The sequence below is a fragment of the Kitasatospora sp. NPDC001547 genome (assembly GCF_042894165.1).
Lineage (GTDB): Bacteria > Actinomycetota > Actinomycetes > Streptomycetales > Streptomycetaceae > Kitasatospora.
In genome coordinates, this window is the sequence record NZ_JBIAVL010000001.1 from 234,269 (window position 1) to 257,972 (window position 23,704).

Here is a 23,704-nt window from a genome sequence, read left to right on the forward strand (position 1 = left end):
CCGCGCTTGTTTCCCGTCCGGGGGGGTTTTGTTCCAAAAACTTTTTTCCCACGGGGGGGGGGCCGGGGGCTCCCGGGGGGGGGGGGCCGGCCGGGGGGGCGGGGGGGGGCGGGGGCGCGGGCCCCCGCCCACGGCCGTGCGGTTTGTGACGGTCCGTCACTATTTCTCGATGGTCGTACGGAGGGGAGCGCGCGGTTCGTGCGCGCCGCCGGTCACCGCCTCCAGAACAGGAGGTGGGTGACTCCGCTGGGGCTCGGCACGGTGTCGAGGTGGTAGCGGTCGAGCAGCTCGGTGTGGCTCTCCCAGAGCCGCTCCCCGCGGCCGAGGTCGACCGGCGCGACGGCGAAGTGCATGGTGTCGACCAGGTCGGCGTCGATGAACTCGCGGACGGTGGTGACCCCGCCGCTGATGCGCACGTTCCGGCCCTCGGCGGCCTCCTTCGCGTGCTTCAGCGCCTCGGCCGGCGTCGCGTTGAGGAAGTGGAAGGTGGTGTCGGACAGCGTGAAGGACGGGCGCTCGTAGTGGGTGAGCACGAAGACCGGCGCGTGGAAGGGCGGGTTCGGCCCCCACCAGCCCTTCCAGTCGTGGTCCTCCCACGGGCCGCGCTGGGGGCCGAACTTGTTGCGTCCCATGATCACCGCGCCCGGCGGGCGGGCGTGGTCGCGGGTCAGGTAGTCGTCCAGGCCGCGGGTGCCGCCGGGGTCCGTGCGGTTCACCCAGCTCGCGGTGGCACCCGCCCAGGAGAAGAAGGGGGAGGGGTCCGCGTGGCCGAATGGCCGTTCCAGGGACTGTCCCTCGCCGGCCCCGAACCCGTCGCGCGACAGGTTGAAGCACTGCACCGACACCAGCTGCGACATGCGTTCCGCACCTTTCCTCGTGGGGCGATCCGGGCATCCGTACGACCGGGCGCCCGCGCCCCCAACGACCGGAGCGGAGGCGGGGGCACGGTGCGGTACGCCGTACAGGTGATCGCCGCGTCGGGCGGGCGGTGCGGAGGGCGGTCAGCCGGCCGCGGGGGCGGTGCCGGGGTCCGCCGGGTGCCCGTCGGCGGCGGCGCCCGGCGGCCGGCCGGTGGGCGGCAGGTGGCGCAGCAGCGCCGTCACCAGGGCGGCGGTGGCGAGCAGCAGGACGCCGGCGACGGCGACCACGGTGTGGAGCTCGTCGGCGAAGGCGGCCCGGGCGGGGGTCAGGAGGGCGTCGGCGAGCTGGCCGGAGAGCGAACGGGCGGCCTCCTGGGCGCCGTTGAGGGAGTCCCGGGCGGCCCGGACGGCGTCGGCGGGCAGGCCGTCCGGCAGGTCGAGGGCGCCGCGGTAGACGGCGGCGCCGACGCTGCCGAGGGCCGCGACGCCGAGGGCGAAGCCGAGTTGGCCGCTGGTCTCGTTGAGCGCGGCCGCCGAGCCGGCCTTCTCCACCGGGGCGGATCCCATCACCAGGCCCATGCCGAGGGTGACCATCGGGCCGGAGCCGAGGAAGACCACGGCGAAGCCGGTGATCAGCACCGCTGGGCTGGACCCGGGCTCCGCCCTGGTGATCACCAGCATGCCGAGCGTGCAGAGGACCAGGCCGCCGCCGATGAGGTACGCCGGACGGAAGCGCTGGCCGAGCCGGGGGGACAGGGTGAAGGAGACCGTGTTGGCGGCGATCGCCGGCAGCATCCACAGGCCCGCGTGGAACGGGTCGCGCCCGTACAGCAGTTGGAGGGTCTGGGTGACGAAGAACATCACCGCGCCGGTGAGCATGGTGCCGAGGAACAGGCTGAGCAGCGCCGCGGTGAAGGCGCGGTGGCCGAACAGGCCCAGGTCCAGCAGCGGGTGCGGGAGGTGGCGCTGGCGGTGGACGAAGAGGATGCCGAACCCGATGCCGGCCAGCACGGCCGCGATCGGCATCGGCTGCCAGCCGTCCTTGGCGATCTCCTTCAGGCCCCAGATGGCGGGGAGGACGGCGGCCAGCGACTCCAGCACGCTGATCAGGTCCGGGCGCCCGGCGTCGGGGTCGCGGAACTCGGGCAGCAGGACCGGGCCGAGCACGAGCAGCAGCACCATCGCGGGGACGCCGAGCAGGAAGGCCGAGCCCCACCAGAAGTGGTCGAGCATGGTGCCGCCGATGATCGGACCGGCGACGGCGCCGACCGAGAAGCAGGCGCCCCAGATGCCGAAGGCGGCGCCGCGCTGCCGGGCGTCCTGGAACATGGTGGTGATCAGCGAGAGGGTGCTCGGCGCGAGGGTGGCGCCGGCGACGCCGAGCAGGGCGCGCGCCGCGATCAGCATGCCTGGGCTGACGGCGTAGGCGGAGGCGACGGAGGCGACACCGAACGCCGCGGCGCCGATCAGCAGCAGCCGGCGCCGGCCGATGCGGTCGCCGAGCGACCCCATGGTGACGAGCAGGCCGGCGAGCATGAACGAGTAGATGTCGGTGATCCACAACTGCTGCACGCCGCCGGCGTCGAGGGCGTCCGCCACGCTGGGCAGGGCCAGCAGCATGACGAAGACGTCGATGGAGACCAGCAGGGCGGGCAGGGCGAGGACGGCCAGCCCGATCCACTCCCGCCGTCCGGCCCGGGGCGCGGGCGCGCTGGGGGGTGTGGTGTCGCTCATCGCGGGGTCCTTCCGGATTCTCGGGGCACGTGGCACCCGCGGGTGCCGTCACACCCGGTACGTCGGACCAGGCGACACGGTCTCGACGTCCGCGCCGGAAACCCGGGCGGAGCGCCGTGATCTCGGCTTGGATGTCGAGGGCGGCCCTCCGGCGGCGACGTCTCAGGTGCATGGCACCAGTCCGCCGCACGAGGGACCAAGGAATGATGAGATGAAGTACATGCTGTTGATCCACATGAACCCGGTAGTCTGGGACGGCTTGTCCGAGAGAGAGCGCAACGAGGTCTTTGCCGGACACGCCACGTTCCAGCAGAACATCCTCGACTCCGGTGAGATGGTGGTGACCCAAGCCCTCGCCGACCCGGCCGGCAGTGCCACGGTCCGCGTCCGCGCCGGCCGGCCCGCGGTCTCCGACGGTCCCTACCTGGCCGGCAAGGAGTTCCTGGCCGGGTACTACCTGGTCGAGTGCGCGTCCAGGGAACGCGCGATCGAATTGGCGGGTCTGATCCCCGACGCCCGGTACACGGGCGTCGAGGTCCGCCAGGTCGTCTTCGAAGCCGATACGGAGAGCTGAGCCGATGAACCGTGACGTCCGGGTCGAGGACCTGCTCCGATCGCTCGCACCGCAGGTCCTCGGCGCGGTCGTCCGCCGCTACGGGCACTTCGACGCCTGCGAGGACGCCGTCCAGGACGCCCTGCTGGCCGCCGCCGTCCAGTGGCCCGACCAGGGCGTGCCCGGCAACCCCCGGGCCTGGCTGATCACCGTGGCCGCCCGCCGGGTGATCGACGGGCTGCGCAGCGAGCAGGCCCGCCAGCGCCGCGAGGCCACCGCCGCCGCGCTCACCCCGACCGACGAGACGGTGACGCCCGGCCCGGGCGAGGAGCCGAAGGCGGCCGAGCAGGACGACATGCTCACCCTGCTGTTCCTCTGCTGCCACCCCTCGCTCACCCCCGGCTCGCAGGTCGCGCTGACCCTCCGGGCCGTCGGGGGTCTGACCACCGTGCAGATCGCGCACGCCTTCCTGGTCCCCGAGGCGACCATGGCCCAGCGGATCAGCCGGGCCAAGCAGCGGATCAAGTCCACCGGGTCGTCGTTCCGGATGCCTCCGCAGAGCGAGCGCAAGGAGCGGCTGGGGGTCGTGCTCCAGGTGCTCTACCTGATCTTCAACGAGGGCTACACCACCACCAGCGGCCCCGACCTCCTGCAGCCCGAGCTCGCGCGCGAGGCCATCCGCCTCACCCGTGAGCTGCACCGGCTGCTGCCCGAGGAGGGCGAGGTGGCGGGCCTGCTGGCGCTGATGCTGCTGACCGACGCCCGCCGGCCGGCCCGCACCCGGCCGGACGGCAGCCTCGTCCCGCTCGCCGAGCAGGACCGCTCGGCGTGGGACCAGTCCGCGCTGAAGGAGGGGCTGGCGCTGATAGCCGAGACCCTTCCGCGGATGGTGGCCGGGCCGTACCAGGTGCAGGCGGCGATCGCGGCCGTGCACGGCGAGGCCGCGCACGCCGAGGACACCGACTGGACGCAGATCATGGCGCTGTACGAGGTGCTGGAGGAGATGTCCCCCGGCCCGATGGTGACCCTCAACCACGCCGTCGCCCGGGGGATGGCCCTCGGCCCGGCGGCCGGGCTCGAACTGCTCGCCACGCTGGAGGCCGACGGCCGGCTCGCCGACCACCACCGGCTCGCCGCGGTCCGCGCCCACCTGCTGGAGATGAACGGCGACCGGGAGGCGGCCCGGAACAGCTTCCGGGAGGCCGCCCGGCGCACCGGCAGCATCCCCGAGCGGCGCTACCTGGAGACCAGGGCCGAGGCGCTCAACGACCGGTGACGGCCGTCAGCGGGTGAGCCCCTGGAGCCCCAGCAGCAGTTCCGGGACGTCGGTGGCGCCGATCGCCCCGGCCGCGTCGAGGACGGGCCGCCAGGCCGGGTCCGAGCAGATCAGCACGGGGCCGTCGGCGGGCGAGTCCGGGAGGCGGCCGTGCGAACCGCGGACCCAGGTCGGATCCAGCGGCACCACGTTCATGGTGTGGCGCAGGCCGAGCTTCTTGCGGGCCAGGCCGACCGCGGCCCGGGCCCTGGCCCACGGGTCCGCCGGGTCGAAGAACAGCTCGGCCGGGTCGTAGCCGGGCTTGCGGTGGATCTCGACGGACCGCGCGAAGTCGGGGGCCCGCGCGTCGTCCAGCCAGTAGTAGTAGGTGAACCAGGAGTCGGGGGCCGCGACCGCCACCAGCTCCCCGGAGCGCGGGTGGTCGAGGCCGTGGCGGGCCTGGTCCGCGCGGTCCAGCACCTCGGCCACGCCGGGGAGCCGGAGCAGCTGGTCGCGCACCTTGGGCAGGTCCGCCTCGTCGGGGACGTAGACGTGGGCGATCTGGTGGTCGGCGACGGCGAAGGCCCGCGAGGCCCAGGGGTCCAGGTACTCCATCCCGGCCTGGGTGTACACCTCCAGCAGGCCCTCCCGGCGCAGTTCGCGGTTGATGTCCACCGGGCGGCGGACCGGGGTGATGCCGTACTCGCTGAGCGCGACCACGCTCGCGCCGGCCCCCTCCGCCTGCTCCAGCAGCGGCGCCAGCTCGGCGTCCACCTCCCGGGCCGCCGCCACGGCCTGCGGGGAGTCGGGCCCGAAGCGCTGCAGGTCGTAGTCCAGGTGCGGGACGTAGACCAGCAGCAGGTCGGGCCGCTCGGTGCGCAGGATCCGGCGGGCCGCCGAGACGATCCAGCGGCTGGAGGCGATCCCGGCGGTCGGGCCCCAGTACTGGAAGAGCGGGAAGGGCCCCAGCTCGGCGGTGAGTTCGTCGCGCAGCCCGGCCGGCCGGGTGTAGCAGTCGGGCGACTTGCGGCCGTCGGCGTGGTAGACCGGGCGCGGGGTGACCAGCAGGTCGGTGGCGGCGCCCATGGCGTACCACCAGCAGACGTTGGCGACCCGGTAGCCGGGGTGCCGGGCGCGCGCGGTCTCCCACACCTTCGGCGTCCGGACCAGCCGGTTGTGCTGGCGCCAGAGGTGGATCTCGCCGAGGTCCCGGAAGTACCAGCCGTTGCCGACGATCCCGTGCTCGGCGGGCAGCCGACCGGTGAGCAGCGTGGACTGCACGCTGCAGGTGACGGCGGGCAGCACCGTGCGCAGCGGGGCGGACCCGCCGCGCCCGGCGAGCCGGGTGAGGTTCGGCATGTACGGCAGCAGGCGCGGGGTCAGGCCGACCACGTCCAGCAGGACCACGGGTTTCAACCGTCCACCCTTTCGCTGATCAGTTCGCGTTCGGCCCACAGGAGTTCGGCGGCCGTGCCGGCGGGGACGTCGACCGGGGCCCCGGCCGGCCGGCCGGGCAGCACCGGCCAGGTGTACGTCTCGACCTCGACCACCGTCCGTTCCCGGACGGCCGCCACCGCCCGGCGGAGCACGTCGGTGGTGGCGCTCAGCGGCGCGGGCGGCGGGGCGTGCAGCGGCACGTGGAAGTGCACCCGCCAGGGGCCACGGCCGGGCAGCCGGTCCAGTGCCTCCGGCAGGTCGTCGGCGGTGAGCACCCGGCCGGAGCGGTCCGACTCCCGCACCTGGTGGAGGTAGCGGGGTTCGGCGTAGTCGGCGAGCAGCCGGCGGGCCGCCGGGTCCCCCGGGTCGTCCACGTGCAGGGCGGCCGACGCCTGGATCCTGACCACCCGCACGCCGGCCCGTTCGGCGTCGGCCACCGTCCGCTCCGGGTCGGCGAAGGAGACCGCCAGGTGGCAGGTGTCGAGGCAGAGGCCGACGAAGTCGAGGTCCGCCCGGGTGGCGAGCCAGCGCACGGCGTCCGCGACGTCGTCCAGCACGCAGCCGGGTTCCGGCTCGACGGCGAGCCGGATCGGCCGGCCGGCCCGGTCCGAGACGGCGCGGAACGCCGCCGCGGTGCGCCGCAGCGCCTCCTCGGCGGTCCGGTCCGCGGCGGGGGACCACGGCCGGCGCCAGGCCAGCGGCAGGGTGGAGACGCTGCCGCCGTCGGCGTCCTCGGGCAGCAGGCCGGCCAGCACGGTCGCGCAGTCGGCGGTGTAGCGGGCCCGGGCGGGTTCGGTCCAGTCCGGCCGGTACACCGCGTGCTTGACCACCCGCCGGTGGAAGCCGCCGTACGGGAAGGCGTTCATGGCGAGCACCGACAGGCTCCGGGCGTCCAGTTCCGAGCGCAGCCGGCGGAGCAGGGCGGGGTCGGCGGCGAGTTCGGCCGCGGCGTCGGCGGCCAGCCACAGTCCGAGCCCGAGCCGGTCGAAGCCGGTCCGCTCGCGGATCGGGCCGGCGCAGGTGTCGAGCTGGCGGAGGATCCCCGGCAGGTCCTCGGCCGGATGGACGTTGGTGGAGTAGCAGAGCCGGTTCACGAGCCGCCCCGGAGCACCGAGTTGCCCGCGAAGGAGGCGGTGCCGGTGTCGGCCCGGAGCTCCTCGTCGAGGATCAGCCGCCCGCTCCGGCCGTAGAACTCGACCGGGTTGCGCCACAGCACGGTGTCCACGTCCGCCGCGGTGAAGCCGGCCGTCAGCATCGCCCGGCCCACCAGGTGGGTCTTGAGCGGGTCCGAATTACCCCAGTCCGCGGCGGAGTTGACGAGGATCCGGGCGGTGCCGTACTCCTTCAGCACGGCGACCATCCGCTGCTCGTCCATCTTGGTGTCCGGGTAGATGGAGAAGCCCATCCAGCAGCCGGAGTCGGCGACGGTGGCCACGGTGACCTCGTTGAGGTGGTCCACCAGGACGGCGCCCGGGTCGATGCCGGACTCCCGGACCACGTCCAGGGTGCGGCGGGTGCCGGCGTGCTTGTCCCGGTGCGGGGTGTGGACCAGGGCCGGCAGGCCGTGGTCGACGGCCAGTTCCAGCTGGCGGGCGAACGCCTCGTCCTCGGCCCTGGTCATCGAGTCGTAGCCGATCTCGCCGACCGCGACCACGCCGTCCTTGCCGAGGTAGCGGGGCAGGACGTCCAGCACCCCGACGCAGCGCGGGTCGTTGGCCTCCTTGGGGTTCAGGGCGATCGCGCAGTTGTGGTTGATCCCGAACCGGGACGCCCGGAACCGCTCCCAGCCGAGCAGGCCGTCGAAGTAGTCGGTGAAGGAGCCCGGGTTGGTGCGGGGCTGGCCGAGCCAGAAGGCCGGCTCGACGACGGCGCGGACCCCGGCCGCCCGCATCGCCCGGTAGTCGTCGGTGGTGCGCGAGCTCATGTGGACGTGCGGGTCGAAGATCCTCATGACCGGGCCTCCTCCGGGCGCGGGGGCACGAGTGCCAGCAGGACGGTCATGCCGAGCAGCGCCCGCAGGTCGGGGTCGATCTCCCGGCCGGCCGCCCGCCGTTCCTCGGCCAGGTCGCGGGCCATCCGCAGCAGTTCGGAGTCGGTGCGGGCGACCAGCTCCGCCACGGCCGCCAGCGGAACCCCGGTGAACAGGCACTTCAGCACGCCGTGGCGCCACTGGTCCTGGGGCAGGTGCCGGGCCGCGAAGGGGCCCATCGCCGCCGCGACCAGCCGCGGGTCGTTGGTGCGCAGGCCGTCGGCGACCAGCTCCAGGCCGAGCCGTCGCACGCTGTCCGGCAGTTCCGGCAGCGCGCGCAGCACCCCGCGCCGCTCGGCGTCGTCGCCGTGCCGGTAGAGCTTCTCGACCTCGGCCGCCAGGACCGCCCCGGGCAGGGCCCCGGCCAGCGCCGCGAGCAGCCGGCCCCGGGCCAGGTCGTCGACCGTGCCGTGCACCAGCCCCTGCGGGTCGGCGTCCGGCCGGACCGGGTCGCGGCCGACCATCCGGCCGGCCAGCGGGAACTCCTGGTGGACGGTGCCGGGCCACTCGCGGACCCGGCGCTCGGCGCGGGTCGGCCAGTCGTCCTCCGGGTCCGCCGGCGGCACCGGCCAGCTCCCGCCGTAGACGCTGGTTTCGAGCCAGCGGTGGTGCTCTGGGTTGGTCATGACTGGCGGTCTCCGATCGTGGACGACGCCGGTGCACCCGTGTGCGCCGGCGGAACGGAAACGGTCTCCTGGGCCCGGCGTATCGCCGCCAGGGCCGTCCGTGCGGTCTGCGGCGCGGCATGGCTGTGCCGGGGCAGTTCGACCGCCGCGACGCCGGTGTAGCCGATCCCGTCGAGGGCGGCCAGCGTCGCGGCGAGGTCGAGCCGCCCCTGTCCGAACTCCAGGTGCTCGTGGACGCCCGGGAGCATGTCGTCCAGTTGGACGTTGACCAGCAGCCCGGCCGCCTGCCGGACGCACCGCGCGGCGTCCACCGGCTCCACGGCCACGCAGTGCCCGACGTCGAGGGTGATGCCGAGGGCCTCGGGCTCGCCGAGTTCGCGGCGCAGGTCGAGCGCCTGGTCGAGGTGCTGGACGACCATGCCGGGCTCGGGCTCCAGGCCGAGCCGTACGGCCCGGCGCCCCGCCTCGGCCAGGACCGGGGCGAGGTGCTCGACCAGCCGTGCGCGGTTGGTCCGGCGGTCCGCCCCGGGCTCGCTCACCCCGGACCAGAAGGACACGCAGTCGGCGCCGAGCGACTCGGCGATCCGGACGGCGCGCAGCAGGAAGTCGATCCTCGGCCGGGCGTCCTCGGACACCAGCGTGGGGTGGTGCTTGCGGTAGGGGTCCAGCAGGTAGCGCGCGCCGGTCTCGACCACGCAGCGCAGCTTCGACGAGGAGAGCAGCGCCGCGAGCCGGTCGGTCTCGCTGGCCAGGTCCGGGCCGAACGGGTCGAGGTGGTGGTGGTCGAGGGTGAGGGCGACCGACGTGTAGCCCAGGTCGGCGATGACCCGGATCGCGTCGTCCAGCCGGTGGTTGGCGAACCCGTTGGTGCCGTACCCGATGGCGATCGCGCTCACGTCGGGCTCCTGCGGGCGGACAGCCGGCGGGCCAGCGGCAGGGCGGCCAGCACCAGGGCGGCGGCCGGCAGCGAACCCCGCCGTGCGGCCAGTGCGGCCTGCAGCGGCAGCATGCCGTGGATCCCGGCCACCGTCGCGGTCCGGACCGCGACGGCGGTGCGGTCGGCCTCCGCGGTCCGGTGCGGCGCCGCCGTGCGGTGCGGCGCCGCCGCGGTGGGGCGGGCCGGGGCGGTGGCGAGCTGGGCGGTGCCGGTGGTGGCCGCGTACCCCAGCGCGCAGAGCGCCGCGGCCGTGCGGTGCCGGGCCGAGGCGGCCCGGCCGGCGTCGGTCAGCAGGGTGGTGGCCACGGTGGCGGCCAGCGCCAGCCGGGTGTCGGCCGGGCGGCCGCCGTGGACCTCGCCGCGGGACAGCGCGGTGACGCCCAGGGTGTGGGTGGCCAGCGCCAGCGCCGGGACGCCGGCCGCCCGCCAGTGCCCGGATCCGGCGCCGAGCAGGACGTCCAGGCCGCGGCAGGCCGCCATGCCCAGCGGAGCGGCCGGGGTCGGCTTCAGCACCGTGTCGTAGGCCCACACCGCCGCGGTGAGCGGGACGGCGATCCGCAGCGCGTCGGCGCCGCCGGCGAGGCCGGCCAGGGCCAGCCCGGTGGCGCCGAGCCCGGCGGCCGCCGCGAGCGCGGTCCCGGGCGCGATCCGGCCGGAGGGGATGGGGCGCTCGGGGCGCTCCAGCGCGTCGACGTCGCGGTCCGCCCAGTCGTTCAACGCCATCCCCGACCAGTACAGGGCGACGGAGGCGAGCGGCAGGGCCAGCCGTCGGCCGCGCAGCGGCCGGCCGGCCGCCACCGCGCCGGCCACGGTGTCCCCGAGGACGGTGAGCGCGGCCGGTGCCCGGACCAGGTCGAGCCACGGGCGCAGGGCGACCCTCATCGGGCCACCGCGATCCGCCGCGTCCAGGACACCAGGTCCTGTTCCTGCCGGGCGAGCCGGTGCTCGTCGCTGCCGAGCGGGTCCTTGAAGAAGAAGGCCAGCGCGCCGAGCGGCCCGGAGATCCCGGCCGCGTGCGCACCGGCGACCAGCCGGGCGAGGTCGAGGACCAGCGGCGCGGCCAGCGTCGAGTCGTAGCCGTCCCAGGTCAGTTGGAGGCTCATCGGGGTGCCGAGGAAGCCCTCGAAGGAGACGTGGTCCCAGGCGACCTTGCGCTCGCCGAGGTCGGGCACGTGGTCGATGTGCAGCGGCGCGGTGACGTCCCCGCCGAGCAGCGCGGCCAGACCGCGGGCCTTGGACTCCAGCTTGCCCCGCGCCCGTCCGGCCACGCCCAGGTTGGCGCCGTCCCCGCCGCCGAGCAGGTTGGTCCCCGACCAGGACCGCACCCGCAGCCCGCGGGCCGTGAACATCGGCGCCAGCGCGCTGCGCAGCAGGGTCTCGCCGGTCTTGCCGTCGCAGCCCGCGTACGGCAGGCCGTGCCGGTCGGCCAGCTCGGTGACCGCCGGGATGCGCAGGCCGGGCGACGGGGTGAAGTCGACGTAGGGGCAGCCGGCCGAGAACGCGGCGTACGCGGAGAGGGCGGCCGGGCCGAGCACCCGCTGGCCCGGCCGGGCGAGGGCGTCGTCGAGGGCGGCCAGGTCGGCGTGCTCGGGCCGGGGCGGGAGCGGGGGCTCGGTGGAGGAGACGTTGACGACCACGACCCGCTCCAGGCCGTGGGAGCGCCGGAAGTCCGCGAGGTCGGCGGCGAGCCGGGCCGCCGCCTCGGCCTGGGTGGCCGGGGTGTCGTCGGCCGGGTCGTGGCCGCGGCGGATCTCCCGGTCGGTGGCCGCGAGTTCCCCGGCGACCGCCGACGGGAGCCAGGCGGGCAGCACCCCCGCGGCGGCGAGCTCCTCCGCCCGCTTGCCCAGCGGGGTGGGGACGACGTCGTGGCCGCCGGTGACCAGCTCGGACCAGCCGGGGAAGACGCCCGGGTCGAGGTCGAGCCGTTCGCTGACGCTGCCGGTCGCCGGGGCGAGCCCGGCCCGCAACGCGGCGAGCCCGCAGACCGCGGTGGTGGCCACCGACCCCCGGCCGCCGATCAGCCATAGTCCGGTCCTGCCTGCCATGGTTCAACTCCCTTTCGGTGAGGCGGAGGTGACTGGTCCTACGACTGGTCCCAGCCCGCCCAGCGCCAGAGCCGGCCGGTGCCCGGGCGGGACTCGACGCCGTGGTCGGTCATCTCGAACTCGCCGAAGTCCAGGATCAGCAGCGCGTCGTCGCCCGGGGCGAAGCCGACGTCGATCGGCCGGTGCAGCTCGGGACCGGACGGCAGCCCCCGGGTGGACCAGTCGGAGGGGTCGACCAGCAGCAGGTCGCGCCCCAGCTGGGGGCCGCCCGGCGGCAGGGTCATCGGCGCCTCGTCCCCGAACAGGGTGACCACCAGCCGTCCGGCCAGCGGCGAACTCGGCGGCGCCACGGCGAACTTGGTAGCCGCGACGTGCGACTCGAAGTCGAGCACCGGCCGCTCGGGCGGCGGGAGCTCGTCGTGGTTGGCGAGCAGGAAGGTCGGCTGCGGGCCGCGGGTGGGCTTGAACGCCGGGTCCGTCACCGGGATGCCGCCGATGAAGTCCGGCCACCCGTACCAGGCTCCCTCGCGCACCTCGAACAGCAGGTCGGGGGCGTTGCCGATCGGGCGGCTGCCGCGGTCGTCCGCGCCCTGGTCGACCGCCAGCAGCCGGCCGTCGGGCAGGAAGCCCAGGCCGAAGGCGTTGCGCATCCCCCAGGCCACCAGCTCCAGGTTGCCGCCGTCGAGGTCGCAGCGCAGCACGGCCGCGCTGCACGGCAGTCCGGCCGGTATCCGCTGCCCGGCCCGGGTCGGGGTGCCGAAGGGGACGAACGCGCCGGTGGTGGTCCGCGCCCCGGCCCGGCCGGCCAGCGGGTCGTCCGTGGTCACGTTGACACCGGTGAGCTCGATGTCCAGGCCGGGGACGTCGTACGAGTGCGGAAGCCGTCCCAGCCAGCCGAGTTCGTAGGCGTCCAGACCGATGATCCCCAGGTTGGACATCGCGCCCTGGGCGAAGTACAGCTTCCCGTCCGGGCCGGCCACGGCCATGTCGACGTGGTAGTTGCCGGGCCCCGGCAGGCCGTCGACGATGACGGTCCGCCGCCCGTCCGGGCCGATCCGGGTGATCCGGCCGGCCCCGCCCTCCGAGACGTAGAGGTCGCCCTCGTGCCAGAGCAGTCCGGTCACCGGGGCGGCCAGGCCGTCGGCGAGGAGTGTGCGTGACGAGGTGCCGGTCCCCGGCTCCAGACGCCAGATCCGGCCCCCGGGGGCGGCGCCCCCGAAGGGCAGTCCAGACTCGGCCAGGTACGTCCGGCCCTCGTCGTCGAATGCCAGGCTGGTCGGGAAGTCGAGCCCATCGGCCAGTACGGTGAGTGATTGCACCATGGCTCCTCCACGGTCGTGCCCACAGAAGATCCGCCGCCCCGGTACGGTCGGCGACGGACGATGTGTAGCAGCGTCCACGAAGCATGGTCAAGAACCGCCCGAGCGCCCGCCGATGGCCGTGCGGCGATCGGCACGGCTGGGGAACGCGCAGGTCAGGCGGTGTGTGAAGGCCATGGAGGGTGGCTCGGAACGGGGCCGTGGGGTCTGCTGGGCACCGCACGACGCGAGAAGGCCCGGGCGCTGCCGCCCATCGGTGACGGGCCGTCCGCGGGTGCCGTCCACGCGTGGGCCGGAGTCCGGACCGCCGCTCTCCAGTCACTCCCGGTAGTCCCTGGCTGGCTCCCTTCCCGACTGTCGGCCGAGGCCGACGGTCGCCGGGGAGGGCGTCCACTCCGTCCCCGGCGACCGTGACCGTTGTCGAGGCAGGGGGCCTCGACCGCGCCGGGGTCCAGGCCCGGCACTTGGTAGACGGAGCCGGTGGCCGCGGATCGACATCCGACGGGAGATTTCTCGGGAGAACCTCGGGCCGTAGCTCTGGGCGCGGGCCGGAACGCACGCACGACGGCCACCGGCGCGGCGTGGGTCGCCGGGCCGGTGGCCGTCGGTGGTCGGGCTCGGTGGAGCGGTGTGCGGAACGGGGTCAGAGCGAACGGAGGATCAGAGCGAGTAGGCGATCAGCTCGAACGACGGGTTGGTCGTGAACGCCGGGGCGCCCGCACCGACCAGGAGCAGGTTGCCGCTCACCGCCGGGAAGGAGATGATGCCGGCCGGTGTCCTGGCCGTCCACAGGGTCGCTCCGGTGGCGGTGTCGAACCCGTAGACCTGGCCGTCGAAGGTGGAGGTGAACACCACGTCGTTGGCCACGGTGGCGGCGCCCAGCGCCATCTGCGGCAGGTCCCGCTGCCAGAGCACCTTGCCGGTCGCCACGTCGGCGGCGGTGAGGCCTCCCCGGCCGATGGTGTAGTCGGGCAGCGCCAGCCCGCCGGTGGCGTCGAGCTTGGCGGGGTTGTCGACCCAGGGCACGAAGAGCCGCCCGCGGGAGAGCGCCATCGGCGTCTCCACCCCGCCGATGATGCCCGGCAGGACGGTGGTCGGGGTGTTCGGCAGCGGGCCCTCGTCGTTCAGGTGGGCGCCGACCGGCAGGGTCCACAGCGGCGTGCCGTCGTCGGCCCGGTAGGCGAAGACCTTGCCCATCTTGCCCGCCGTCACCACGATCTCGGTGGGCACGCCGCGGACCTTGACCTTGGTCACGATCGGGGGTTCCTGGAGGTCGTAGTCGCGCAGGTCGTGCGGCGCGGTCGCCTGGTACCAGAGCAGCTTGCCGGTCCTGGCGTCCAGGGCCAGCAGGCAGTTGGTGTAGAGGTTGGGGCCCGGCCGGCTGCTGCCGTTGGGGTACTCGGGGGTGCCGGGCAGCGGGGCGGGGTTGGCGATGGAGAGGAAGAGCCGTCCGTGCTCGTCCAGGGCCGGCGCGAACCACGTCCCGCCGCCGCTGTTGATCTCCGGGTGGCCCCAGAGGTCGCCGTCCTTGACCGTGTTGAAGCTCCACCGCGGGTTCCCGGTGGCGGTGTCCAGCGCGTAGATGGTCCCCATCGCCCCCGGCACGTAGCGGCCGAAGGTGTTGGGGACGGTGCTGACCACGACGGTGTCCTCGTACACCTGGGGGGCGACGTCGATGCCGCCCGCACCGGAGGCGATCAGCTCCCGCTCCCAGAGCGTCCGGCCGGTCCTCGGGTCGAGGGCGAACACGCCGGTGAAGGTGGTGCCGTAGAGCACCCCGCGCGCGTAGGCCACGCCGTTCGGCCCGACCGAGGGGCTGTTGAACACGCGCTTCCAGCGGACCTTCCCGGTCTCCTTGTCCACCGCGTAGACGTCGGAGTTGAGGGTGATCAGGTAGACCGTGTCGCCCACCACGACCGGGTTGGAGGCCATGATGCCGGCGAAGGTGGGGTCCCCCTCCAGCGGCAGCCGCCACTTGACCTTGAGGTCCTTGACGTTGTGCGAGTTGATCGGGGTCCGGGTGACGTTGCGGGTGTTGGTCAGATCGCCGTTGGACAGCGCCCAGTCCCGTGGGTTGACCCGGCGGTCGTGGCCGTCCGCGGCGGACTCCGGCCCCGCGGCCGCCAGGTCCGGGGCGGCCATGCCGGGCACGATCGCCAGCGCGGCGGCCGCCAGTGCCGTGGCCGCCAGCCAGCCGGGCCGGCGGCGACCGCGCCGCCCGGCGCCGCGGCTCTTCAGGATGAAGGACAACTCAACTCCTTTTCCGCCCAAGGTCATTGCCGACCCCGGGCCTGGTCGAAGGGGACCGGATCAGGGTGACCCGGAACGGCGCTCAGCGCACCCGGCGCGCGAACGTCCGGACGTCGCCGACGAACAGCCCGGGCTCCTCCAGCGCCGCGAAGTGCCCGCCGCGCTCGAACTCGGACCAGTGGGCGAGGGTCGGGAGGATCCGCTCGGCCCACCGGCGGATCGGCCGGACGGCGTCCTCCGGGAAGACGGCCACCCCGACCGGCGCGGCGAGCTGCCACGGGCCGGCCCAGGTGCCGACGAACTCGGAGTCCAGCCGGTTGGACTCGTAGTAGAGCTGGGCGCTGGAGCCCGCGGAGGCGGTGAACCAGTAGATCGCGGCGTTGGTCAGCAGCCGGTCGCGGGCCACGGCGTCCTCCGGAGCCGTGTCGGCGGCCGTCCACTCCTTGAACTTCTCGACGATCCAGGCGAGTTGGCCGACCGGCGAGTCGGTCAGAGCGTAGCTGATCGTCTGCGGGCGGGTGGACTGGATCTTCCGCCAGCCGGCCCCGTCCTGCTCGAAGTGCGCGGCGAACTCCAGCCGGGCCCGGTCCGCCTCGTCCAGGTCCGCGAACTCGGCCGGGTCCTGCGGCGGGAAGGTGGCGAGCATGTTGAGGTGGACGCCCGCGACGTGCGCCGGATCGGCCAGGCCGAGCCGGAGCGAGATCGGCATGCCCCAGTCGCCGCCCTGGACGAGGTACCGGTCGTAGTCGAGCCGGCGCATCAGCTCGGCCCAGGCCCGGCCGACCCGGGCGGTGTCCCAGCCCGTCTCCCGGGGGCGGCCGGAGAAGCCGTAGCCGGGCAGCGAGGGGATGACCAGGTGGAACGCGTCGGCGGGGTCGCCGCCGTGGGCCCGCGGATCGGTCAACGGGCCGATCACGTCGAGGAACTCCGCCACCGAGCCGGGCCAGCCGTGGGTGATGATCAACGGCATGGCGTCCGGCTCCGGCGAGCGCACGTGCAGGAAGTGGATGTCCACGCCGTCGATCTCGGTCAGGAACTGCGGGAACGCGTTGAGCTGCTCCTCGGCCTTGCGCCAGTCGAAGCCGGTGCGCCAGTACTCGGCCAGGTCCTTCAGGTAGCCCAGCGGCACACCGCGCTGCCAGCCCACGCCCGGCAGTTCACCCGGCCAGCGGGTCGCCGCGAGCCGGCGGTCCAGGTCGTCGAGGGCTTCCTGCGGGACGTCGATACGGAAGGGGCGCATGTCAAAGTCCTCTCGGTGGGACGGTCGGGTCTCCGGGGCGGGCAGCCGCGGCGGGCGGCGGCGGGCCGGCGGCGGGCCGCGTCTCAGGCGGCGATCGGGGTGTTCTGGTACGAGGCGATCCGCCAGTCGCCGCCCTGGCGGGCCAGCACCCAGGTCGCCCGGATCGCGCGCTCGGCCGTCACCTCGGTGTCCCCGGGGGCCAGCACGCCGCCCCGGGTGACCACCACGGCCACGTCCTCGGCCAGCGGGCGGACCGACACCGGCTCGCCGGTGACCCGGGTGCCCTTGAACGGGCCGGCGAAGGCCTGGGTCATGAAGGCGCGGATCGCCTGACGGCCGGTCAGGAACACGTCGCCGGGCAGGATCAGGGTGGCGTCCTCGGTGAAGACCTCGGCGAAGCCGTCGGCGTCGTGCTGGGCCCAGGCGGCGACGATGCGCTCCGGGACGGCGCGCAGCGCGGCGGCGTCGGGGGTGTGGGACGGGGGAGTGGCGGACATGGCTCTCTCCTTCTCCTGGTCGCGGCCGCGATCACGGCGGCCGGGTGACGGCCAGCCTCACAGCAGCCCGCGGAGGGCGACAACTCCCCGATTGCGATGCTCGGTTGACCGGGCACCCGGCCAGGCCGCGCTCCGGGTGCGCCGCAATCCGGGAGATGCGGGCACCCCGCCCGGCTGCCAGCCTCGACAGGGCCGATCAACGACCGCGGCCCCCGGACGGCCCACCGTTCCGAGCGGGCCGCCCACTCCGGAGGAGTCCAGATGACAGCCAAGGAATCCCCGTCCAGGGAAGAACTGGTGAGCCGTGCCGCCGAGTTGGTGCCGCTGCTGCAGAAGAACGCGCTGTGGCACGAGGAGCACCGCCGGCTGTCCGACGAGACGCTGGCCGCGCTCCGGGACTCCGGGCTGCTGCGGATGCGGGTTCCGGTCCGCTACGGCGGCTACGAGTCCGACATGCGCACCGCGGTGGACGTGATCGCCGAGCTGGCCCGCGGCGACGGCTCCACGGCCTGGGTCGCGGCGGTCTACGCGATCAGCTCCTGGATGGCCGGCCTGTTCCCGGACGAGGTACAGGACGAGGTCTTCGCTGACCCGGACGTCCGGGTGAGCGGCATCCTCAGCCCGACCGCGGTCGCCGTGCCGGTCGAGGGCGGCGTGCTGCTGAACGGCAAGTGGACCTTCAACTCCGGTGCGCTGCACAGCGCCTGGAACACCAACGCGGCCGTGCTGATGACCCCGGAAGGCCCGCAGCCGATCATGGTGGCGGTCCCGCTCGCGGAGCTGGAGATCGTCGACGACTGGCACACCACCGGCCTGCGCGGCTCCGGCAGCGTCACCACCGTCGCCACCGACCTGTTCGTCCCCGAGCCGCGGGTGCTGCCGATGGTCCCGGTGCTCCAGGGCCGGCACCGCTCCCTGGCGAACGCCGAGGCGCCCATCTACCGCGCCCCGTTCATGCCCACCGCCTGCGCCACGGTCGCCGCGCCCGCCCTCGGGCTGGCCAAGGCCGCCCGGGAGGCGTTCTTCGAGCGGCTCCCCGGCCGGAAGATCAGCTACACCGAGTACGCCAACCAGGCCGAGGCCCCGGTGACCCACATCCAGGTGGCCGACGCCATCACCAGGATCGACGAGGTGGAGTTCCACGCCCACCGCGCCGCCACCCTGCTCGACACCAAGGGCCCCACCGGCGAGGAGTGGACCCTGGAGGAGCGGGCCCGGATCCGGCTCGACCTCGGCGCGGTCTGCGCGCGCACCAAGGAAGCGGTGGACATCCTCAACACCGCCAGCGGCGGCTCCTCGATCTACACCACGGTGCCGATCCAGCGCATCGAGCGGGACGTCCAGACCCTCAACCTGCACGGCATCCTGCACCCCAACACCAACCTCGAACTGTACGGGCGGGTCGCCTGCGGCCTCGGGCCCAACACCCTCTACCTGTAGCCGATGCTCCGCGGTACAGGGCCGCCCGCCGGCGGCCCTGTCCCCGGCGTGCCCCTCCCACCGTTCCCACCGACCGCCGGAGGCCCACCATGGCAATCCCCGAACCCGTCGTCATCGACCCCGCCGGACACGACATCCACGGCGAGGCCGCCCGGATCCGGGCGAACGGCCCGGTCGCCCGCATCGAACTGCCCGGCGGCGTGCTCGCCTGGTCGATCACCGACCACGAGATCGCCCGACAGGCCATGACCGACCACCGGCTGTCCAAGGACCCGCGGCAGCACTGGACGGCCTTCGCCGAGGGCCGGATCGGCGAGGACTTCCCGCTGATCGGCTGGGTGCTGATGGACAACCTCACCACCCGGTACGGCGCCGACCACACCCGGCTGCGCAAGCTGACCGCCGGGGCCTTCACCCCGCGCCGGGTCGAGGCCATGCGGGCCGAGGTCGAGAAGGCCGTCGAGGAACTGCTGGACGAACTGGACCGCTGCGCGCCCGGCGAGGTGGTGGACCTCAAGGCCCGCTTCGCCCGCCCGATGCCCGCCCGGGTGATCTGCGACCTGTTCGGCGTGCCGGCCGAGGACCGCGCGCAGATGCTGCGCGGCGGCGAGGCGAACATCGACACCACCCTCACCCCGGAGGAGTCGGCGGCCAACGTCGAGCAGTGGCACCGGGAGATGACGGAGTTCGTCGAGTCCAAGCGCCGCGGCCCCGGGGACGACCTGACCAGCGACCTGGTCCAGGCCCAGGAGGAGGACGGCTCCCGGCTGAACGACTCCGAACTCGTCGGCACCCTGCACCTGCTGCTCGCCACCGGCACCGAGCCGGTGATGAACCTGCTCGCCAACGCGACCCGGGCCCTGCTCACCCACCCCGAGCAGCTGGCGCTGCTCCGCAGCGGTGCGGTGAGCTGGGCGGACGTGATCGAGGAGACCCTGCGGGTCGAGGCGCCGGTCGCCCACCTGCCGTTCCGCTTCGCGGTGGAGGACATCGAGCTCGGCGGCGTCGTCATCCCCAAGGGCGAACCGGTCCTGATCAACTTCGCGGCGGTGGGCCGCGACCGCGCCGTGCACGGCGACAGCGCGGCCGCCTTCGACGCCACCCGGCCGGACAAGGAGCACCTCTCCTTCGGCCACGGCGTCTACCGCTGCATCGGCATGCCGCTGGCCCGGATGGAGGCCGAGATCGCCCTCGCCGCGCTGTTCGACCGCTTCCCCGACCTCGAACTCGCCGTCCCCGCCGGGGAACTGGAGCCGCAGGTCACCTTCATCATGAACGGCGTGCAGACCCTCCCGGTCCGCCTCACGCCGCGAACCCGCTGACACGAAAGGGAGGCCGGCCTGATGTGGGCTGCCGTCGTACCCGAGGCCAAGGCGCGCTGGGAACTGCGCGAGGTCCCCACCCCCAAGGCAGGTCCGGGCCAGGTGCTGATCCGGGTCCACGCCTGCGGGCTCTGCCACAACGACCTCTGGGTCAGCCAGGGCGTCTTCCCCTTCCCGCCGCTCGACCCGGTGGTGGTCGGCCACGAGGCCGCCGGCGAGGTCGTCGAGGTCGGCCCGGGAGTGACCACCCGCCGGGTCGGCGACCGGGTCGGCACCACCTGGGTGCAGGCGACCTGCGGCCGGTGCGACTACTGCCGGCTCAACCTCCCGCTCACCGGGCAGTCCGGGATGAACTGCCCGGAGTCGGTGATGAGCGGCCTCACCGTCCAGGGCGGCCACGCGGAGTACGTCGCGGTGGCGGCCGGGAGCACGGTGCTGCTGCCGGACGCCCTCTCGTACGAGGCCGCCGCGCCGGTGCTGTGCGCGGGGTACACCGCGTGGAGCGCGCTGCGTGCCGCCAACCCCGAGCCGCACGAGCGGGTCGCGGTCCTCGGGATCGGCGGACTCGGCCACCTCGCCGTGCAGTTCGCCCACGCCGCCGGGTTCGAGACGGTGGCCGTCACCCGCTCGCCGGACAAGCACGGGCTGGCCCGCACGCTCGGGGCCGACCACGTGGTCGCCGACGGCGAGCAGCTGCGGGCGGCGGGCGGCGCCGACGTCGTCCTGGTGACCGGCACCTCCTATCGGGCGGCCACCGACTCCCTCCAGGGGCTGCGGCCGAACGGCCGGATCGTGCTCGCCACGATCGACCCGGTCGACTCCTTCACGATCCCGCCCACCAGCCCGTTCTGGGCGCAGCGCCAGCAGGTGATCGGCGCCACCCACAACGGCCTGGACCAGCTCACCGAGGCGCTGGACCTGGTCGCGTCCGGCGCCGTCACGCCGATGATCGAGACCTTCCCCAAGGAGCGGGTCGCCGAGGCCGTCGAGCGGGCCGACCGGGGCGAGGCGCGCTTCCGCGCGGTCGTGACCTACGCCTGACGAACCGTCACAGCCCCGATGTGAACGCATGCGTACCGAGGTGGGGAGGACACCCTGTACAGGCGAAGATTTCTGGGCCTCGCGGGCATCGCGGCGGCCACCGGTGTCGGGCTGCCGGTGAGCGCGCTGGTCGGCGGGAAGCCGCTGCCGCCCGGACCGGCCGCCGCCGGGGGACCGGCCAAGGGGCCGTTCGCCGTGCGGATGCCCGTCCCGCCGACCCTGCGGCCGGTGGCGCGGACCGACGACACCGACGTCTACCGGCTCGACGTCCTGGCCGCCGACCTGGAGCTGCTCCCGGGCGTCCGGACCAGCTGCCTGACCTACGGCGGGAGCTTCGTCGGCCCGACGATCCGCGCCCGGGAGGGCCGCCGGGTCCTGGTCACCTACCGCAACCGGCTGCCCGAGGCCGTCAACGTGCACCTGCACGGCGGCCACGTCCCGGCCGACAGCGACGGACACCCGATGCAGCTCATCGACCCGGGCGGCGAGCGCCGCTACGAGTACCCGAACCGCCAGCCCGGCGCCACGCTCTGGTACCACGACCACAGCCATCACAGCGAGGCCGAGCACGTCTACCGCGGCATGCACGGCTTCTACCTGATCGAGGGCGAGGACGAGCGCCGGTACGACCTGCCCGGCGGCGAGTACGACGTCCCGATCGCGATCCGCGACGCCGAGTTCGACGCCGAGGGCCGACTGGTGCACGGCGACCCGGCGAAGCGGAACGTGATCCTGGTCAACGGCCGCTCCAAGCCGTACTTCCCGGTGGCCGCCCGCAAGTACCGGCTGCGCCTGCTGAACAGCTCGACGCTGCGGTTCCTGAAGCTGAACTTCGGCTCCCTGCCGGTCCTCCAGATCGGTTCGGACGGCGGTCTGCTGCCCGCGCCCGTCGACCGGACCGGCACGGACTTCCCGCTCGCCGCCGGTGAGCGGGTGGAACTGGTCGTGGACTTCTCCGGGCTGTCCGTCGGCAGCCGGGCCGCGCTCACCAACCAGGGCCAGTTCACCGGCGACGACCGGACCGAGCCGGTGCTGCAGTTCAGGGTGGACCGCAGGGGGCACGACCGCAGCCGGGTGCCCGCCGTCCTGCGCCCGCTGCCCGAGCTGCCGCCGGCCACGGTCCACCGCGAGCTGACGCTCTCCTTCGACCTGGACGGCACGCCGGTCGGCCTGGTCAACGGGCTCGCCTTCGACCCGGACCGGGTCGACCAGCGGATCCGGCGCGGTGCCACCGAGATCTGGACGGTCACCAACGGCGACAGCGCCACCAAGTACGGCCCGATCCAGCACTCGTTCCACCTGCACCTCGCCCAGTTCCGGGTGCTGGACCGGGACGGCCGCCCGCCGCTGCCCGGTGACGCCGGCCTGAAGGACACCGTGCCGCTTCCGCCCGGCACCTCCGTCCGGGTCCAGGCGACCTTCACCGACTACCTCGGCCGCTACATGTACCACTGCCACATGCTGGAGCACTCCTCGGCGGGGATGATGGGCCAGCTGGAGATCGTCGACTGATCCGCTGACCCGCTGACCCGCTGATCCGCTGATCCGCTGATCCGCGAACGCCGGCGGGGGGGGGGGGGGGGGGGGCCCCCCCCCCCCCCCCCCCCCCGGGGGGCCCCCCGCGCCCCCCCCGGGGGGGGGGCGCCGCCCCCGGGGGGGGGGGGGCCCCCCCCCGCGCCCGCCGCCCCCCCCCCCCCCGGCCGCCCGCCCCCCCGCCGGCCGCCCCGCCCCCCCCCCCGGGGGGGCCGCCCCCCCCCCGGGGCCCCCGGGCCGTCACATCTCCAGGCCCTGCTCGAACATCACCTGACGGACCTCGACCCCCGTGTGCCGGGCGTCCGGGATCAGCGCGGCCAGCTCGATCGCGCGCTCCCTGGTCTCGACGTCGACCAGGTAGAAGCCGCAGACGAACTCCTTGGTGTCCAGGTACGGCCCGTCGCTGTGCACCGGGCCGTCGTCGCGGACCCGGACGGTCGTACTCTGCTCCGGCACCGCCAGCGCCTGCGTGGTGACCAGTTCGCCGGACTCCTTGATGAGCTTCATGAAGTCGCGGTGGCCGGCGTACACCGCCTGCTGCTCGTCCACGGACAGGCCGTCCCACAGCACCGGGTCCATGTGCATCACGAGCAGGTACTTCATGATTCTCACTCCTTGGGCCGTGGCCCCCGGGCGTCTCCGGAGGGTCCTCACTGGAGACGTCGGAGCCGACGGGCCGTTCTCGACGTTTTCCGGCCCGCCGGTCTGTTGTGCCCGCGGGGGCTCCGGTCGTCGGGGCCGCGGCAACGGGACGGGCGCGGGCGCGGTGCAGGGGGCGGTCGGGGGCACGAAAACGCGCGGCCGGCCGTGAGGGTTCACGGCCGGCCGCGCGGGGACCGGTGTCAGCGCACCAGCTGGGCGGCCCGGGGGCCGGTCCGCTCCAGCCACCAGTGGGCGACCAGCAGGTTGACCACCCAGCCCGCCCAGTTGGCGACCTCCAGCAGCGTCGGGAGGTCGAGCTTGAAGCCCGGGATGTACCCCATCAGCTCGACCACCACCCGGCCCCAGCTGGTGCCGAGGGCCATCGCGAAGCTGTAGACCATCCAGCGCCGGTGGTCGACGTACCGGCGCTGCAGGGCGGCCCGCAGCCCGAGCACGGTGGTGAGCAGCCAGAGCCCGCCCATCATGGCCAGGCCGATCTGGCCGCTCGGGGCGGTGGAGTAGGGCAGCAGCACCAGCGCCAGCAGCCCGCCGGGCAGGGCCCCGGCGAAGACGTACACCCGGCCGCTCACCCGGTGCACCGCCGGGTAGTGGCGGCGGATCCACGGCAGGACCTGGAGGAACACCGTCACCATCGAGATGTTGCCGAAGACGACGTGCCCCACCAGGACGGCGTAGTGCGCCGGGAAGCCCGCGTCCAGCGGGATCCGCGCCTGCCCCGGCCCGCCGGTCAGGTAGCGGGGGAAGGCGTACACCAGGTTGAAGACCACCAGGACGGCCAGGGCCGCCACCCATGGGCTCTGCCACCAGCTCGGTGCGGCCGCGGCCGCACCGCCGCCGGGTCTCGCGCGTTCCCGTCCGGCGGCCAGCGCCCCGGACGGCTCCGTGTTCTGTGTCACCGCTGATCCTCGACTTCCGTTGGGTCC

Annotated in this window: 21 protein-coding genes; 6 read left to right on the forward strand and 15 right to left on the reverse strand. The window is 74.3% G+C overall.

Annotated features, from left to right (window positions below; translation table 11 throughout):
- Nucleotides 1–212 precede the first annotated feature (212 nt).
- Both ACFY0X_RS01015 and ACFY0X_RS01020 read right to left on the reverse strand, forming a co-directional pair.
- Nucleotides 213–857 carry a dihydrofolate reductase family protein gene (locus tag ACFY0X_RS01015; protein WP_387747386.1) on the reverse strand — a complete coding sequence of 215 codons (645 nt, stop codon included), beginning with the start codon at nt 855–857 and terminating at the stop codon, nt 213–215.
- A gap of 144 nt (nt 858–1,001) precedes the next feature.
- Nucleotides 1,002–2,594 carry an MFS transporter gene (locus ACFY0X_RS01020; protein WP_387747388.1) on the reverse strand — a complete coding sequence of 531 codons (1,593 nt, stop codon included), beginning with the start codon at nt 2,592–2,594 and terminating at the stop codon, nt 1,002–1,004.
- Nucleotides 2,595–2,805: 211 nt separating this feature from the next.
- Here ACFY0X_RS01020 and ACFY0X_RS01025 point away from each other — a divergent pair, with 211 nt between their 5' ends.
- Entirely contained in the window at nt 2,806–3,168 is a 363-nt protein-coding gene (locus ACFY0X_RS01025; RefSeq protein ID WP_387747390.1) for a YciI family protein, read from the forward strand.
- A gap of 4 nt (nt 3,169–3,172) precedes the next feature.
- On the forward strand, nt 3,173–4,423 hold the full coding sequence (locus tag ACFY0X_RS01030; RefSeq protein ID WP_387747392.1) for an RNA polymerase sigma factor: 1,251 nt from the start codon (nt 3,173–3,175) through the stop codon (nt 4,421–4,423).
- Between the two features lie 6 nt (nt 4,424–4,429).
- Here the strand turns inward: ACFY0X_RS01030 and ACFY0X_RS01035 are convergent, their stop codons facing one another.
- From ACFY0X_RS01035 to ACFY0X_RS01085, 11 genes are all read right to left on the reverse strand, one after another.
- Nucleotides 4,430–5,818: an alkaline phosphatase family protein gene (locus tag ACFY0X_RS01035; RefSeq protein WP_387747394.1), complete on the reverse strand. Its 1,389-nt coding sequence runs from the start codon at nt 5,816–5,818 to the stop codon at nt 4,430–4,432.
- Nucleotides 5,815–6,933, reverse strand: a complete 1,119-nt coding sequence (gene eboE, locus ACFY0X_RS01040) for a metabolite traffic protein EboE (RefSeq protein WP_387747396.1) — start codon at nt 6,931–6,933, stop codon at nt 5,815–5,817. Before eboE ends, ACFY0X_RS01035 begins: the two co-directional genes overlap by 4 nt.
- Nucleotides 6,930–7,790 carry a TatD family hydrolase gene (locus ACFY0X_RS01045; protein WP_387747398.1) on the reverse strand — a complete coding sequence of 287 codons (861 nt, stop codon included), beginning with the start codon at nt 7,788–7,790 and terminating at the stop codon, nt 6,930–6,932. Before ACFY0X_RS01045 ends, eboE begins: the two co-directional genes overlap by 4 nt.
- The gene (locus tag ACFY0X_RS01050) at nt 7,787–8,494 is read right to left on the reverse strand and encodes an EboA domain-containing protein (protein ID WP_387747400.1); all 708 of its coding nucleotides are present in this window, start codon (nt 8,492–8,494) and stop codon (nt 7,787–7,789) included. Before ACFY0X_RS01050 ends, ACFY0X_RS01045 begins: the two co-directional genes overlap by 4 nt.
- On the reverse strand, nt 8,491–9,390 hold the full coding sequence (locus ACFY0X_RS01055; RefSeq protein ID WP_387747402.1) for a sugar phosphate isomerase/epimerase family protein: 900 nt from the start codon (nt 9,388–9,390) through the stop codon (nt 8,491–8,493). The genes ACFY0X_RS01050 and ACFY0X_RS01055 overlap by 4 nt, the downstream gene beginning before the upstream one ends.
- Nucleotides 9,387–10,313, reverse strand: coding sequence for an SCO3242 family prenyltransferase (locus ACFY0X_RS01060; protein ID WP_387747404.1), 927 nt, complete (start codon nt 10,311–10,313; stop codon nt 9,387–9,389). Before ACFY0X_RS01060 ends, ACFY0X_RS01055 begins: the two co-directional genes overlap by 4 nt.
- Entirely contained in the window at nt 10,310–11,476 is a 1,167-nt protein-coding gene (locus tag ACFY0X_RS01065; protein ID WP_387747406.1) for an inositol-3-phosphate synthase, read from the reverse strand. The genes ACFY0X_RS01060 and ACFY0X_RS01065 overlap by 4 nt, the downstream gene beginning before the upstream one ends.
- A 38-nt stretch (nt 11,477–11,514) precedes the next feature.
- Nucleotides 11,515–12,798, reverse strand: coding sequence for a PQQ-dependent sugar dehydrogenase (locus ACFY0X_RS01070; protein ID WP_387747408.1), 1,284 nt, complete (start codon nt 12,796–12,798; stop codon nt 11,515–11,517).
- Between the two features lie 657 nt (nt 12,799–13,455).
- Nucleotides 13,456–15,045, reverse strand: coding sequence for a PQQ-binding-like beta-propeller repeat protein (locus ACFY0X_RS01075; protein ID WP_387747410.1), 1,590 nt, complete (start codon nt 15,043–15,045; stop codon nt 13,456–13,458).
- Nucleotides 15,046–15,127: 82 nt separating this feature from the next.
- Nucleotides 15,128–16,285, reverse strand: coding sequence for an epoxide hydrolase family protein (locus ACFY0X_RS01080; protein WP_387747412.1), 1,158 nt, complete (start codon nt 16,283–16,285; stop codon nt 15,128–15,130).
- A gap of 83 nt (nt 16,286–16,368) precedes the next feature.
- Entirely contained in the window at nt 16,369–16,782 is a 414-nt protein-coding gene (locus ACFY0X_RS01085; protein ID WP_387747414.1) for an SgcJ/EcaC family oxidoreductase, read from the reverse strand.
- A 261-nt stretch (nt 16,783–17,043) separates the two neighbouring features.
- Here ACFY0X_RS01085 and ACFY0X_RS01090 point away from each other — a divergent pair, with 261 nt between their 5' ends.
- The 4 genes from ACFY0X_RS01090 to ACFY0X_RS01105 all read left to right on the forward strand — a co-directional run bounded on the left by ACFY0X_RS01090 (nt 17,044) and on the right by ACFY0X_RS01105 (nt 22,097).
- Nucleotides 17,044–18,222: an acyl-CoA dehydrogenase family protein gene (locus tag ACFY0X_RS01090; protein ID WP_387747416.1), complete on the forward strand. Its 1,179-nt coding sequence runs from the start codon at nt 17,044–17,046 to the stop codon at nt 18,220–18,222.
- Nucleotides 18,223–18,311: 89 nt separating this feature from the next.
- Complete coding sequence (locus ACFY0X_RS01095; protein WP_387747418.1) at nt 18,312–19,544, forward strand: cytochrome P450; 1,233 nt, start codon at nt 18,312–18,314, stop codon at nt 19,542–19,544.
- Nucleotides 19,545–19,565: 21 nt separating this feature from the next.
- A complete protein-coding gene (locus ACFY0X_RS01100) occupies nt 19,566–20,585 on the forward strand; it encodes an alcohol dehydrogenase catalytic domain-containing protein (RefSeq protein ID WP_387747420.1) in 1,020 nt (339 codons plus the stop codon).
- Between the two features lie 117 nt (nt 20,586–20,702).
- On the forward strand, nt 20,703–22,097 hold the full coding sequence (locus ACFY0X_RS01105) for a multicopper oxidase family protein (protein ID WP_387747422.1): 1,395 nt from the start codon (nt 20,703–20,705) through the stop codon (nt 22,095–22,097).
- A gap of 261 nt (nt 22,098–22,358) precedes the next feature.
- On the opposite strand, the gene ACFY0X_RS01110 is transcribed toward ACFY0X_RS01105, so the two are convergent.
- Together ACFY0X_RS01110 and ACFY0X_RS01115 are read right to left on the reverse strand one after the other, a co-directional pair.
- The gene (locus tag ACFY0X_RS01110; RefSeq protein WP_387747424.1) at nt 22,359–22,721 is read right to left on the reverse strand and encodes a YciI family protein; all 363 of its coding nucleotides are present in this window, start codon (nt 22,719–22,721) and stop codon (nt 22,359–22,361) included.
- A gap of 239 nt (nt 22,722–22,960) precedes the next feature.
- Nucleotides 22,961–23,677, reverse strand: coding sequence for a DUF2306 domain-containing protein (locus ACFY0X_RS01115; protein ID WP_387747426.1), 717 nt, complete (start codon nt 23,675–23,677; stop codon nt 22,961–22,963).
- Between the last annotated feature and the right edge of the window lie 27 nt (nt 23,678–23,704).

Excerpts from the sequence above, each read along its gene's own strand:
- ACFY0X_RS01090 (WP_387747416.1), top strand. The coding sequence starts at position 17,044 with ATGACAGCCAAGGAATCCCCGTCCAGGGAAGAACTGGTGAGCCGTGCC.
- ACFY0X_RS01100 (WP_387747420.1), top strand. The coding sequence starts at position 19,566 with ATGTGGGCTGCCGTCGTACCCGAGGCCAAGGCGCGCTGGGAACTGCGC.
- ACFY0X_RS01110 (WP_387747424.1), bottom strand. The coding sequence starts at position 22,721 with ATGAAGTACCTGCTCGTGATGCACATGGACCCGGTGCTGTGGGACGGC.
- ACFY0X_RS01085 (WP_387747414.1), bottom strand. The coding sequence starts at position 16,782 with ATGTCCGCCACTCCCCCGTCCCACACCCCCGACGCCGCCGCGCTGCGC.
- ACFY0X_RS01030 (WP_387747392.1), top strand. The coding sequence starts at position 3,173 with ATGAACCGTGACGTCCGGGTCGAGGACCTGCTCCGATCGCTCGCACCG.
- ACFY0X_RS01045 (WP_387747398.1), bottom strand. The coding sequence starts at position 7,790 with ATGAGGATCTTCGACCCGCACGTCCACATGAGCTCGCGCACCACCGAC.
- ACFY0X_RS01050 (WP_387747400.1), bottom strand. The coding sequence starts at position 8,494 with ATGACCAACCCAGAGCACCACCGCTGGCTCGAAACCAGCGTCTACGGC.
- ACFY0X_RS01015 (WP_387747386.1), bottom strand. The coding sequence starts at position 857 with ATGTCGCAGCTGGTGTCGGTGCAGTGCTTCAACCTGTCGCGCGACGGG.
- ACFY0X_RS01070 (WP_387747408.1), bottom strand. The coding sequence starts at position 12,798 with ATGGTGCAATCACTCACCGTACTGGCCGATGGGCTCGACTTCCCGACC.
- ACFY0X_RS01020 (WP_387747388.1), bottom strand. The coding sequence starts at position 2,594 with ATGAGCGACACCACACCCCCCAGCGCGCCCGCGCCCCGGGCCGGACGG.
- ACFY0X_RS01095 (WP_387747418.1), top strand. The coding sequence starts at position 18,312 with ATGGCAATCCCCGAACCCGTCGTCATCGACCCCGCCGGACACGACATC.
- ACFY0X_RS01025 (WP_387747390.1), top strand. The coding sequence starts at position 2,806 with ATGAAGTACATGCTGTTGATCCACATGAACCCGGTAGTCTGGGACGGC.
- ACFY0X_RS01080 (WP_387747412.1), bottom strand. The coding sequence starts at position 16,285 with ATGCGCCCCTTCCGTATCGACGTCCCGCAGGAAGCCCTCGACGACCTG.
- ACFY0X_RS01060 (WP_387747404.1), bottom strand. The coding sequence starts at position 10,313 with ATGAGGGTCGCCCTGCGCCCGTGGCTCGACCTGGTCCGGGCACCGGCC.
- ACFY0X_RS01065 (WP_387747406.1), bottom strand. The coding sequence starts at position 11,476 with ATGGCAGGCAGGACCGGACTATGGCTGATCGGCGGCCGGGGGTCGGTG.